Below are 13649 nucleotides of genomic sequence, written 5' to 3' on the forward strand. Positions count from 1 at the left end.
TTAAATAAAATGTTATTTTTAGACAGTGACTTCATTTACCGAGCTAACCTCTCTAAATGCAATCTTGTTTCCGTACCATTGTGCCTGAGATTCATACATTTTAGCGTACTCACCTCCTTTACTCAGAAGCTGTTCATGAGTTCCATCTTCGACTATCTCTCCATGTGCAAAAACCAATATTCTATCTACTACTGCTGTAATACCCATACGATGGGATATCAAGATCGTGGTTTTATCTGAAGTTAAATCTGTAAAATCACTATAAAGCTCAGCTTCTGCTACAGGATCCAAAGCTGCAGTCGGCTCATCGAGTATCATAATTCTTGCATTGTTACGATAAATCGCCCTAGTTAGTGCTAATTTTTGCCATTGTCCACCAGAAAGGTTGTTGCCTGTCTCACTAAATGTCCCTAATATCTCGTCCAACCCATTTGACTGACTTTCCAATAATGTGAGTGCATTAGCTTTTTTTACTATTTCAAGTAGCTCTTCATCCGATGCGTTGCGTTCTTTATCTGCTATAGTGATGTTGTCACGTATTGATGCTTCATATCTCCCGAAATTTTGAAACACAACAGATATTGCATTACGTATAGATAAAAGATAATCTTTAACATTAAGCCCACCAATAATAACTTCACCTGTAGTTGGATTATGCATTCCACATAAAAGATTTATGAAAGTGGATTTGCCTGATCCATTCGCTCCAACAATCGCAATTTTTTCACCTTGTTTAATAGATACATTTATTTTTTTTAAAACCTGATCTGTAGAGTTCGGATATGTAAAGCTTACGTTATCAAACACAATATCAGCATTTTCGATGATTTTCGGGTTCTCTTCCAACTCCTCTTTAGGTGTATCTTGTAATTCAAAAAAATCACGCATGAATTTTATGTCCCCCAAAAATTGAGCACTACCTACAAAAACTTTAGTCAATGAAATTTGGAACTGTGAAGATAGAGTGTAAACTAACATAAACAACCCAAGTCCTAAAAGTGGATTATCATATATTTCTTTCGCGACTATTAAGAGTATCCCTATGTACACACAATTTCGTAATATGTCAGCAAAAGAGTTATAAAGTAAATATTTACGAGTTATTTCATTTTTTTGTTTTATATAACCTTGTGATACTTTAAGCCACTTCTCTTTGATCCATGGATAAATACCGTAAAATCTTACATCATTCAATGACTTGCAATTTTCATTCGCACCGGATGCCATATAAAAGAGATGTACAGACATGGCGCCTTCTCTCATGCTTTTTGTTTTATTTTTGTAATCCTCGTCTTTTTGCTTGATTGATAACAAAACAGAAGGAATACAAGTTACTACTAAAGCAATAACAATCCAAACATTAACATTAATAAGTGCAAATGAGATACAAGTTATTGCAAGCAAATTTTGAAGAATGATAGTAACCTGCTGCATACTAGTAGCCACTTGGGAACCACCAAACATTTCAGCAAATGCTAACTTGTCACGGAAATCCCCTTCATTTTCTATGTATTTATATTCGACTTGACTTGTACATGATATAATTGTGCTTTTTATATATTTTGTCGTTCGTTGTTTGTCTACTTCTAAGAAATATTCCTGTGCAGCGGTATAACCTGCTTGTAGTAAATATAATCCAATTAGAATGGTGAAAATAAGTAAAGCATCTACTATTCCGTTTTGACCTTCAGATATAAACTGTATTTCATCAGTGAATTTTCTAAGTGTACCTGATATCCATAATGGTAGAAATGCCATTATGAATCCTAAAACACTTACTAAAAGAGACATTCTGCTTTTTGTACGATAGCTTACTTTTAATGCTCTTGAAACAATTACCATTATTTTCCGGATAGACACTTCATTCCATTTATTCTTCTGTTTCAAACTTCTGGACCTCCCATGCCATTTCCATTTTAATTAGCCTTCGAATCCGTTTCATACCATTCTGCTTGAGCTCTAAATAACTTTTCATAACTTCCCTTAAGATTCATTAGTTCTTCATGAGTACCATCTTCAACAATCCTACCATTATCTAGAACTAATATCCGGTCGGCTAAACGCGCAAAACCAATTCTATGAGATACTAAGATGGAGGTCATTCCCTCCTTAACTTTTTGTTTGATTTGAAAAAACTGCTCCATTTCTGCTATTGGATCAAGCATTGAAGCAGGCTCGTCGAAAATCATAATTTTTTTATCACTCATATGAGTGCGAGAAACTGCAAGTCTTTGACCTTCCCCACCTGACAGAAGAGCCCCCTCTTTATATACTTGCTTTCCGATAAGTTGATTCATACCCTTCTTAAATTTATGAACAATACTTGCGGCTCCTCCTTTTTTTGTTGCATTATTTATCATTTGCTCATTATGTATTTCTTTTATGTTACCTAATCCCACATTTTCACCAAGTGTTAGATGAAATAGATAATAATCCTGAAAAAAAACACCTATATTTTCAGTGATGAAGCCTTCACGATAGTCAGAGTGAATCCTGCCCATAAATCTTACTTCCCCTGAATTAGGAATATATAGACCCAGAAGAATCTTGGTAAGTGTGGTTTTACCACTTCCATTGCTCCCCACTAAAGCAACAGTTTCGCCATTACGAATTTTTAAATCAATATTTTTGAGAATCGGTTCTTTCGAAGGATACCCGAATGTTACGTTTTTCAGCTCAAAGCAATATTCATGATCCATTGGAGAGTCTGCCTTAGAATTATTATTATTCCCATCAATCTTTGTAGCGCTTTCAAAAAAACGCCGTTGAATATCAAGACCATACAAGCCGTAGTCTAACTGCTGAAAGGATTTGGGCACTGAAGAGATAGCATCGGAAATGTTAAGACAAAGAATATAAATCATTAATAATATTTCCGGTCCAATTCTATTATTTGCAACTTGAAGTATTGAATATAATATCATGAGAGTCATAAATAGATAGAACCCTACTTTACTAAAGAATGTTAGTTGAGCAATGCCCGACGCTCTGTCTACTTCACTCTTCTCAATTTCATGGTAGGCACTTTCCCAACCCTTTTTGATTCGTTCTAAGCTATTAAATATTCTCGTTTCCTTAGCAGTATCCCCTACCTGGCTTAGTTTCTCGAAATAATCAGCCCTTCGCAGTTTTTCTCTTTGCTCCTTCCATACTACTCGAACTTTTGAAGAGAACCTTGAATTCAAATAAAATATCATTACAATAAATCCGCAAGTTACAAAGAATATGAATTTAGAGATGCCAAACGCAACAACTAACAGAGAAATAATTGATGTAAGCCTACCAAGTAGGGAACAACCAGAACTTGCAAGGTCTGTAAGGGAGCCACATCTAGATATGGCAGCGTAATATTCATCCGACACTTCTTTCTTCACCAATTCTGTTAGTTCAATTTGTTGAGCGCTATCCATCATAACTTCTTCCAAACCCAAATAGTAGGAATCGTACATTACCATGTACAAAAGGTCATCATTAAGTCGTACTGATAAACCAGAAATCATAAGAATTAAACCAAGTATCACAATGTCAGATACAATTGAAGTAAATGTTCCGCTTCCACTGGAAATATAGGAAGATAAGTTACCTATGATGTTCCGATTATAGAAAAGCGCAATCGCTGGTAAAGTTGCTAGCAACACACTTAAAGCCGTCCACAAGAGAAACATCTTCTTATCTATTTTCCAGGCTAGACTCAGCCCCCACTTGGCTGCTAGTATTTTATTTTTAACATCTGATTGATTTTTAGTATGCACTTTTCACATAACTCCTTAAGATAGACTATTCAGGTCCTACAATTAATTAAGCTTATTTTTAAATTCTTCTAACGTAATCCTAACTAAATAGAACTGCTCTTCAATTGATAGATCGCCATTAATTATCTTTACATCAGGGTAATACCGTTGGAATATTTCTAAATACCGATTTTTCTGCTGTTCTTGATATTCATGAAAATTCATTGTTATATCCTTGTTGTAGCCTAAATCTAGTCCCAAAGCATAGTGCGACCTTGTTCTATTTATTCTATTCATCCTATCAACTGTCAATTTAGGTGACACATCAAAGAAGAAAACAAGATCAGGCCTAATAACATTTTCATAGATACTATCTAAAAGGGGTCTTTCGATTCCTCTAAGACTATCTCTTACATATGAGGTGAATATGTACCTATCTGATAATACTAAGTTTCCTTTTTTTAAATTTGGCAGTATGACTTGCTCATATCTAAGAATAAAATCTAGAGCATGAATAAGAGAAAAAGACTTTGGGTTAAATAACAATTCAGATTTTAAGTTATCGTTAAATTCTTGAAGTCCCGGATATGAATTCCATTCAGTTGTAACAGTCTCAATATCTAATTCTTTTTCTATCCATTCTCTTATTAATTTTAGTTGCGTACTTTTACCACTTCCATGAATACCTTCGACAGCTATTAGCACCCGTAACTCTCCCCTCCAGATAATAAACCGAATAAGAATAATCCCTTGTAAGCTTTTTCTATTCCAGAGATTAAAGAAGACATTACATCAACACAAAAAGAGACAACGAAACCTCCTAATAATTAGGTGGCTCTCATTGTCTCTGCCAATTTATTAATAATTTAACTTTATATTAAGTATATAGATTTGTCAATCTATATACTTCACGTACTACAGCAACACCAATCTAGAAGCGATCATCTACAAAAACTTAAACTTTCCCAAGTTTGTGAGCTATAGTTACGCACCAAGTTTAAAAGTTTGTCCAAATCACAAAAAAGAATCCTCGGTGTTACCTATAAACTGTGACCCACAAAAAGGACACTTTGAAAAAAGTGACCCGTGACTTTGCTTTGGCACGCTCTAATTCTTCTTCGGCTGATCCCTTTTTAGCCGTTCTTCGTCCCAAGTTTTTTACCTCGCCGCTCTTGAAGAAGTCCGGCAGCACCCTATTAGGTGTAAATTTCACGCCAACATTAAACTGGTTTTTGGTTTTTACGCCCAAGGGGTCTTAGTCAAATCCCGCCTTGAAGAAAATCTCAGAGCCCATGGGATCAAACGGATGACGCGGTATCTTTGTCAACTTGCGGCTGTAAGTCGGAGTGGCAATTACAGATGGCGGGCTCATGAAGAAGGCCGTCAGCTACGAGCAGCTGCCGATGACCTCATCCCCTATTACTGGGAAATGAAGCTTCTGCTTCATCTTTTTAACTACTCCGTAAAACTACGAGTTCTTCAGACGCCTCGACGAATTCATGGATCACCTTCTTGCTAGCTAAGCAAAAGGGGGTTTCTAATAACTGTCCACTACACGGGTCACTGTTCACTATCCACCAAGAAGGGACTCTACTTTATTCTATATGACACTATCTTCAAATAGTATTCAATAATGAAATTTTGGCAATACTTTTCTATATAGTTACTATAGGAGGAATTATAAGTGGCTAGTATAGAAAAGCGTAGTAAGAATTCATATCGATTAATTGTCGAAGCTGGGTACAATACTGATGGTAAAAGAGTAAAACGCACCAAAACAATCAAAGTTTCTGGTAGGAGAGAAGCTGAGAAAGAACTAGCAAAATTCCAAGTGGAAGTTGAAGCTGGTGAGTACATCGCTCCGGAAAAAATGACTTTCTCCAATTTTGTTGATGAATGGCATCAAAAATATGCCACTAAACATCTAGAAGCAAAAACACTTGAGAGTTATTCGCATATGCTAAAAAATCATATTGAACCTACTTTTAGGAGCAAGCGCCTAGATGAAATCAAACCATTACATGTCGTCAGTTTTCTTAAGTCTCTAGAGCAAGATGGCTCTCGTAAGGATGGCAAATCAGGTGGACTTTCCTCAACATCTATCCGCTTTATTCATAGAATTTTGAAGGATATTTTTGAGAGGGCTGTGGAGTGGAAAATTATCAAGAGTAACCCAGTGTCCTCGGTTAAAAGACCTAAAATATCTTCGTCGCGGGTTGAGGTATACACTGAGGCAGAAGTTTCAGAATTATTAAAAGCACTTCACAATGAAGCCCAGCATTGGAGAATTATGATATCTCTTGCCCTAACAACGGGTTTAAGACGTGGAGAGTTACTTGCTTTAGAGTGGGATCACATTAATCTTGAAGAAGGAATCATTGAAGTCAATCAATCTTTAAGTTACGTTAATGGAGAAAACATCATAAAACCGCCAAAAACTAAGAGCTCCGTTCGAAAGGTTTCCATACCGGAAGCCTTAATTAGAGACTTGATAGAGTATCAAAAACAAACAATTTCCTCAAAGAAAAATCTAGCAGATAAATGGGAAGGTCATCCCGACCATTTCTTTGTCTTCTCGTCTTGGAACGGAAAGCCTTATTACCATACAGTACCTGGTACATGGTTTCGACGCTTCCTGAAACGAAACAATTTGAAGCCTATTCGATTTCATGATCTGCGGCATACTTCAGCAACTTTACTTATTAATCAAGGGGTGTCATGCCAAGACGATAGCAAGCCGGCTCGGTCATGCAGATATCCGTACAACCATGAATATATATGGCCATGCTTTACAATCTGCAGATAAAATTGCGGCGGATACTTTAAATATGTTATTAACCCCTAGAAGTGACACACCGAAAAAAACGACAGAGTATTTGTGAAAACTTGAATTTTCAAAAAAAGTTTTACACAAAATCTGATTTTGTACATATGTCTTTATACAAAAAAGCCGATGTCATGAAGTGACCCCCAAAAGTTATAAAACTAACGTTTCCCGTTAGCGTAGTAAACGTGCCCATACAATATACTCTTTATCCTCATCCGATGATAAGGTACCTGTCCATATTTGTTGACATTCAAGATTATTTGAATAATGATTTAACATTAGCTTTAGGATCGTAGGCATGTTTAGATTCATTATCTCCTGATAACTTATCCAATGCAGCTCACCTTCCTCACACTGAACTATGTTTCTTGTACTTGATTCACCAAAAAATATGTAGTGCTGATTTATTTCCTCTCCTTTTTGTCGAATAAGTATGTATCGTAACCTTAGGTTATCTACTTGTCCTACTGCTATGCCTGTCTCCTCTGAAATTTCGCGTAAACATGAGATTTCTGGATTGATATATTCATCAGCTTCCACGTGACATCGCTTTAACAACTCCTTTTGGTCTATCTACTTCGATACTTGCCGGCTAACCTCCTCCTCTACTATCCAGCCCGTTAGTTGAACAAAGGCAGCCGATCTCGTTAACGGCTGCCTACTTGTCTTTTATTGAACTAACGTTTCCCGTTAGCGCAATAAGGCTGTGGATGATCCGACAATAGCCAAGTGTTAAATGCTATCTTAACGCCATTAACAAATCATCAAATTTTCCTCGCCATTCTCGGTGAGTCGTCCATTTAACATCTTGATTGTCACCATGTCTCCTAGGGACAATATGGAAATGGGTGTGAAACACATCTTGTTGTGCCTCGGGTCCTGAGCTGTTGATTATCTGGACATTTTTGATTCCTAACTTTGTGTTATATAACATAGTTATCTTTTTAACAACTGACATTACTTTTATCAATTCATCTTCAGGTGTGTCAAAAATGTTCTCATAATGCCTTTTTGGAATAATTAAAGTATGATATTCATTTACGGGATTTATATCGAGAAAAGCATAAACGGACTCATTTTCATAAACCTTCCAAGAGTTAGCTTTACCTTTTACGATTTTGCAGAATATACAGTCTTCCATTAACAATCTCTCCTCCCTACCCCAGTAACAGAACATTTATCATTGAGTGACATTCGAGTATTGATTTAAAGCGGAACAAGCAAGGTTACCGAACCTTTGGATATCTGAAATATAATCAAATCCATTTTCCCCTCCAAAAGTCCAAAGACTATTTGTCATTCTCACCACCACTGCTTTAAGCTTAGGTATAACAGTACATGAACATCCTGAAGCTCCAAGAATTTGATAACTCCCTTCAGGAAGGTCCGAGCCCATTTCAGAGTTTTTTACATTCTTGTCTTGTATCCACCAGAATGATCCTAGCCTTGGTAAATGGGATGGTAACGAAGAAGGAGTTAAGACAGAAGTGAGGTTATCAAACAACTCTTTGGGAAGGATTTGTTGACCTTGAAAATATCCCTTATTTAAGTGGAAATTTCCCCATAAAGCAAGATCCCTTGTGCTTACATAAAGATTACGATCACTACCTTCATCTGATTCAAGTCTTAAAGTGGGGTAGCTATTAGGATCATTTATATCACAAACTAAAGATTCTTTACCTGCTGTTCTCCACTCGGTCTCCGTTATACCCAACGGTTCAAACACTCGCTTGTTTATTAGTTCAGCTACAGTTTTTCCGGTTGCATTCTTGATAATTGCTGCTAGTATTTCAGGTCTTTTTCCTTCAAAAGACGTACCTGCTTCAAATCTACGTAGTGCACTGTCTCCTTGAAATTGCAAACCCGTTGTCCTTGTAACTAAATGTCTAATTGTTGTGTTATTTAGAATGCTACTATCATAAGTCATTAAATAATTACTTATTGGCTCATCGAAACTTTTTATTGCGCCATCATGTATAGCGATAGCAGCTGCTAGACCTACATATGTAACCCTTGTTGAATAAACATTAAATTGAGAAAACACGTCCACCTTTCTGGCACCCTTATGGAAATGATGATATCCAGAATACCACTCATGAAGGATTTTGTTGTCTTTCATAACGCATATTGCAGCAGCCGAAGCAGCAATGCGATCTTTAATTTCATTTGTATATTGATTCAAATCATTAAAGTAATCCATTTGCTACACCTCATTTCACAGAATATTCGTTCGTATATAATGATAATGATTTCGCTTAATTTTTGGAAGGATTTATCAAGGAATCTACCCTTAGCTTTAAAAGAGGAGCGTATTCAGCTGCTACCTGTTTATTCAACTACCTGCCCGTTAGCTTAATGAATTTGCATGGAAACCCAGTTTTGACGTATATTGATTTACTCATTTACTTACGTTATTGTGTTTTGAGAAGAACTTGATAATATAAATATATAAAGCCGCATAATCAGCGGCTTCTAATGTTACTATGTTTTTGTCACCCGACGTCGAGATACTTGCACTAAGGTTTAATAGCTTTCCATATATATTTCAGTTCCTTAACGGCGATTTTTCCATTTACCGTGTTCTCACCAATCTTCCGTTCCAATTCTTCTTCATATTCTGGAAGAGTAAAGTCTGGATTTCCCGGTATACAGGATAAGAACTTGGCAAATTCAATACTATTTGGGATATATGTAATTGCTTCATTATATTTTTCGATTTCAATATTTTGGAATCTGTTTTGATGTAGATAATCTTCAACTTTATCTACACTGTTATGAATTCCAAATATTGTTCCACCAGATTTTAAAATTCTGCTATGATTAATAATTGAAGTTGGCCCTCGTCGATCATAAATCAAATCAAATTCACCATCCGAAAAAGGCATTTCTTCTTTTGTGGTAGCAAAAACAAATTCAACATTATTAGTATTACTTGCCTCCAGTAACCCCAAAGCAATTTTTAACAACTCAGTGGAATTATCAAATCCAATAATTTTTTTCGCATGCTCGGACATTTTAAGAGTAAATTCACCATGACCACAACCTGCATCCATTACTGAGTGAAATCTAGGTAACATCTCAACAAGCCGTTGTTCAAATACTTCTTCGGCTGACGTTCCTTCAGTAGTAGAAATATATCCTCCTTTATATCCGCCATTTCTCTTGGCGATCATGTCGTACCATTCTACACTCATTGAATTACCTCCAAAGGTTTATTTATGGTTGCAGCCATTTCCTATAACGTCTTTGTATTCAGGAACCCTCACTGGCATAAGCTCGCAAGCGCGGGTCCGACGGACATAGCCAGTACAGGGTTGTTCGGTTTCCTCACTTCCTTCTGCCGGCCCTAGGGCGTCAGGCCACAGCGTGAATATGGTGTTATGCGAAGTACATTACTTCTTGTATGTTAATACGTTCTCTACCGGTGCTGCGTTATCCTGCCCGTTAGTTGAACAAAAGCAGCCGATCACATTGATCTGCTGCCTTCTTGTTTTTATTGACTTATCGTTTCCCGTTAGTTTTAATGAATTGATTTTCAAATTCATTTGGAGAGCAAATATCATCATCGCGAATTAGGATTGCCTATTGAACTAGTTACTTGTTAGCACAACTAAGGGGACACCATATGGACCCCTTAGTTTCCTAATTTACAACTAGTTCTTTCTAAGTTTGTAATAATTGTATTTCTTATTATTCATCTCAATTTCGTTTTGAAATTCAAAACCACATTTTTGTATCACTTTATTCGATGGAAGGTTACGTATTTGAGCTATAGCAATGAGTTCCTCAACGTTGGTATTATCAAACAAAAACTTGATTAATCCTTTTGCTGCTTGAGTAGAGTAACCCTTATTTCTGTGTTCGTTTGAGATCCCATAAAAAATCTCTCTATTGGGCGGTGATACTTTATCTAATATTCCTGTACCGCAAACACCGATAAACTGACCAGAATCTTTGGATATTATACCCAACCGCAAACGTATTTCTCCAATATCTCCATCTTTTGATACTGCACTTAAAAATCGTTCGTTATCTGGTAATTCATAATTCTTGATCCAATCTTCCCGTTGCTCCTTGGATACATTCCAATCAATTAAAAATTCATAAAAATGAGGTTGCCAGGTAATGTTCTGTAGTTCGTCTAAATCCTCCACCTGATACTCCCTCAAAATTATATCCCTACACTCAATTGTAAAGATGTTTTTACTTATATCTTGTGAATTGCTCATTAAATATCCTCCTATTGTATAGAAGGAATACAAAGCGGTAATGAGAAGGCATATCACAAAAATGTAGAAACCACAAGGATTCACCACATCATGTGATTAAACCCACACTGTGCTCTGTACCCTTGTAATAGTGAAAAATACATATATATATCAACCATTACAAAGTTACTGGCATAGTGTTAATCCCCCTTCTAAATATATCCTGATAAATTTTAGCAAAATCTAAGAATATATTCAATGAAAAATACAAAGAATCGTTTAACTAAACTGCCCGTTAGTTGAACAAAAGCAGCCGATCCACGTTGATCGGCTGCCTTCTTGTTTTTAATGAGCTATCGTTCCTCGTTTGTACAACGATCAGATTAGAACAACTTGGCAAGTTTGATATCTTCAAAAGGTGTGTTTGTTTTGATATCAAATACCCGCACGAATGTTACATCGAAGCTTGGAAAAGGAGATAATGCTTCTCTCGCAGCCAATTTCATTTCTATAATTTCTGCTTCATTCATGCCCCATTTAGTTTGACCCAAAGTCAAATGTGGAATGAAGTGATCCAACTCTATATGCCTTTCAATAAGTTCGGGCGGTGTGGAAACCGCATCTACCAAGTTCTTATGCAGATTATATATCTCTTTCGATTCAACGCTAAGGAATGTAACCGCTGTTCCGAATGTTGCTGGTTCAGACAAAGTTAACTGAAAGATTGGAAATGAAGTACAAGTGTCTCTTATTTTTTCAAGCCAATTCATATCCTCCGTAAGTCCACTTTTGGCTTTAACAGTAATATGGGGCTCCACAGGATCCCTAAAGCCGTTATTATCCCATCGATTTCGAAATGTCTTAGCCCATTTATTACGAAATACCGAAATTTGTTCTTTGTAATCTTCAGGTGGAACGATTCCTATGAAAAACTCCATTTCTACACCCCTTTATTGGTTTACTTCGCTTCCATAAACCATTATCCAATTCGTAATGTGAATATTCCAAATTCACAGATAAGTTTCTGCTAAAGTTGTTTTCTTCCCAATGGAACCAATAATATGTATTTTTCTCGGAGCATTCTATTCATTTCGATCATCAACTTTCCGAACATTTATGTTTTTAGAGAGTATTTTCCAAGTTCTCCTTTAGTGTTAAACTGCCCGTTAGTTGAACAAAGGCAGTCGATCTCGTTAACGGCTGCCTTCTTGTCTTGTATTGAACTAACCTTCCCCGTTAGTTGAACGCATTTAAGCTATTATAGAAATCTCTTATTTATAATTTAGGTCTTCTTCGCAGTTTCAATAAGAAGATTGTAGATAAGATTTACAGCATCATTACGTTCGAAAGAACTCATATTTTCAATATACTGTTCCTGTCTTTCTGATAAATCATTAATACTAGCAATCAAGCTATCACTGTTCAATTGTTCTTCATGTAGCACTTTACAGTAACCCTTGCTTTCAAAAGAACCTGCATTTAGAAGTTGATCTCCTCTACTTTGTTCCTTAGTTAAAGGAATCAAAATCATTGGTTTCTTTAAAGATAAAAACTCGAAAATGGAATTAGAACCAGCTCGCGAGATTACAATATCGCACATGGCTAATATGTCTGGTAATTCTTCATTTATATACTCATATTCGCGGTACTCAGAATTTGAAATTGAAGAATCAAGATGTCCTTTTCCACAAATATGAATGATTCGAAATCTTTTTGTTAATTGTGTTAAAGATTCTCTAATTACATGATTGATTTTCCGTGATCCTAAACTCCCTCCCATTATTAGTATTGTAGGCTTTTTATTGTTGGAAAACCCCACGAATGCCCGTCCACGTTCCGCATTTCCCTTTGTTAATTCTTCTCTAAGAACGGGTCCTACATAATGACATTTACGATCCTTAAAGGCAGAAGCTGTTTCAGGAAAAGTAGTGCATATCAGACTAGCAAACGGACTTGCGAGCTTGTTGGCTAAGCCTGGAGTTAAATCAGATTCATGTATGATAACTGGAATCTTGTTCAACCATGCACCAATGACAACTGGCACAGAAACAAAACCGCCTTTAGAAAACACAATATCTGGCTGCAGCTTTTTTAGAAGTTGGTATGCTTGGAAAATTCCTTTCACCACTTTAAATGGGTCCTTTACGTTCTTCCAATCTAGATACCGTCGTAGCTTCCCTGTAGAGATTGAATGGTATTTCACATTAAAGTTAGATGTGATTAGTTGCCTTTCAATACCATCCACTGAACCAATATATTCGGCTACCCAGCCTGAACGGATAAATTCAGGAATCAAAGCAATATTGACAGTTACATGTCCTGCAGATCCACCGCCAGTAAAAATTACTTTTTTTATTTTAACCACCCACCGATGTTGTTTTAGTTCATTATACTCGATGTACTTTCTAAATATCTCAAGTGTTGTTAACTCGCACGTCAATTGAACCTATAAGCAGCCGATCACATTTATCGGCTACCAGTCCACTTGCTCTTATCTTAATATTTTATTGGTTATTTAAACTATCCTGCCCGTTAGTTGAACAAAGGCAGCCGATATCGTTAACGGCTGCCTTCTTGTCTTGTATTGAACTAACGTTTCCCGTTAGTTCAATATTTCATTTTCCCGATTTGGCTACCTCAATCATATCCTTCTTGCACAATTGGGTGCTATCCTTCTCAATATAAGTACCATCTTGTACCCATCGTATAAATCCGCCAATCGTGTTGTTCGACCCAGGGATAAACCGTGCTTCCATTCCGCTAATTTTAATAATTTCACAACTTGTATTAAATTTGAAATATTCTTTGACAATTGTCCTTGTAGCTGTGTTATTACTGTCATCAATATCTATTTTTCCTTTCTGCCCGAAACGTGATTATTGT

General features: G+C 36.4%; 11 protein-coding genes. 1 reads left to right on the top strand and 10 read right to left on the bottom strand.

Features of this window, described 5'->3' with window-relative positions; genetic code table 11:
- Positions 1-18 precede the first annotated feature (18 nt).
- The 3 genes from AC0VZ8_RS25560 to AC0VZ8_RS25570 are packed head-to-tail and all read right to left on the bottom strand — an operon-like array spanning position 19 to position 4436.
- On the bottom strand, positions 19-1887 hold the full coding sequence (locus AC0VZ8_RS25560) for an ABC transporter ATP-binding protein (RefSeq protein ID WP_475484851.1): 1869 nt from the start codon (positions 1885-1887) through the stop codon (positions 19-21).
- Between the two features lie 29 nt (positions 1888-1916).
- Positions 1917-3752, bottom strand: coding sequence for an ABC transporter ATP-binding protein (locus tag AC0VZ8_RS25565; protein WP_475484852.1), 1836 nt, complete (start codon positions 3750-3752; stop codon positions 1917-1919).
- A gap of 42 nt (positions 3753-3794) precedes the next feature.
- On the bottom strand, positions 3795-4436 hold the full coding sequence (locus tag AC0VZ8_RS25570; RefSeq protein WP_475484853.1) for a dTMP kinase: 642 nt from the start codon (positions 4434-4436) through the stop codon (positions 3795-3797).
- Positions 4437-5415: 979 nt separating this feature from the next.
- Between AC0VZ8_RS25570 and AC0VZ8_RS25575 the strand changes: the two genes are divergently transcribed.
- The gene (locus AC0VZ8_RS25575; protein ID WP_475484854.1) at positions 5416-6537 is read left to right on the top strand and encodes a site-specific integrase; all 1122 of its coding nucleotides are present in this window, start codon (positions 5416-5418) and stop codon (positions 6535-6537) included.
- A 192-nt stretch (positions 6538-6729) separates the two neighbouring features.
- Here AC0VZ8_RS25575 and AC0VZ8_RS25580 read toward each other — a convergent pair whose 3' ends face one another.
- The 7 genes from AC0VZ8_RS25580 to AC0VZ8_RS25610 form a co-directional block, all read right to left on the bottom strand.
- On the bottom strand, positions 6730-7098 hold the full coding sequence (locus tag AC0VZ8_RS25580) for an NUDIX domain-containing protein (RefSeq protein ID WP_475484855.1): 369 nt from the start codon (positions 7096-7098) through the stop codon (positions 6730-6732).
- Between the two features lie 199 nt (positions 7099-7297).
- Positions 7298-7699, bottom strand: a complete 402-nt coding sequence (locus tag AC0VZ8_RS25585) for an HIT family protein (RefSeq protein WP_475484856.1) — start codon at positions 7697-7699, stop codon at positions 7298-7300.
- 39 nt (positions 7700-7738) lie between these two features.
- On the bottom strand, positions 7739-8758 hold the full coding sequence (locus tag AC0VZ8_RS25590) for a serine hydrolase domain-containing protein (RefSeq protein WP_475484857.1): 1020 nt from the start codon (positions 8756-8758) through the stop codon (positions 7739-7741).
- 316 nt (positions 8759-9074) lie between these two features.
- Positions 9075-9752, bottom strand: coding sequence for a class I SAM-dependent methyltransferase (locus AC0VZ8_RS25595; protein WP_475484858.1), 678 nt, complete (start codon positions 9750-9752; stop codon positions 9075-9077).
- Between the two features lie 459 nt (positions 9753-10211).
- The gene (locus tag AC0VZ8_RS25600; RefSeq protein ID WP_475484859.1) at positions 10212-10787 is read right to left on the bottom strand and encodes a GNAT family N-acetyltransferase; all 576 of its coding nucleotides are present in this window, start codon (positions 10785-10787) and stop codon (positions 10212-10214) included.
- Between the two features lie 362 nt (positions 10788-11149).
- Positions 11150-11704: a 2'-5' RNA ligase family protein gene (locus AC0VZ8_RS25605; RefSeq protein WP_475484860.1), complete on the bottom strand. Its 555-nt coding sequence runs from the start codon at positions 11702-11704 to the stop codon at positions 11150-11152.
- Positions 11705-12048: 344 nt separating this feature from the next.
- Complete coding sequence (locus AC0VZ8_RS25610; RefSeq protein WP_475487761.1) at positions 12049-13122, bottom strand: undecaprenyldiphospho-muramoylpentapeptide beta-N-acetylglucosaminyltransferase; 1074 nt, start codon at positions 13120-13122, stop codon at positions 12049-12051.
- Positions 13123-13649 lie beyond the last annotated feature (527 nt).

Source organism: Paenibacillus sp. QJM3NY_38 (assembly GCF_056173265.1).

Excerpts from the sequence above, each read along its gene's own strand:
- AC0VZ8_RS25595 (WP_475484858.1), bottom strand. The coding sequence starts at position 9,752 with ATGAGTGTAGAATGGTACGACATGATCGCCAAGAGAAATGGCGGATAT.
- AC0VZ8_RS25585 (WP_475484856.1), bottom strand. The coding sequence starts at position 7,699 with ATGGAAGACTGTATATTCTGCAAAATCGTAAAAGGTAAAGCTAACTCT.
- AC0VZ8_RS25605 (WP_475484860.1), bottom strand. The coding sequence starts at position 11,704 with ATGGAGTTTTTCATAGGAATCGTTCCACCTGAAGATTACAAAGAACAA.
- AC0VZ8_RS25600 (WP_475484859.1), bottom strand. The coding sequence starts at position 10,787 with ATGAGCAATTCACAAGATATAAGTAAAAACATCTTTACAATTGAGTGT.
- AC0VZ8_RS25590 (WP_475484857.1), bottom strand. The coding sequence starts at position 8,758 with ATGGATTACTTTAATGATTTGAATCAATATACAAATGAAATTAAAGAT.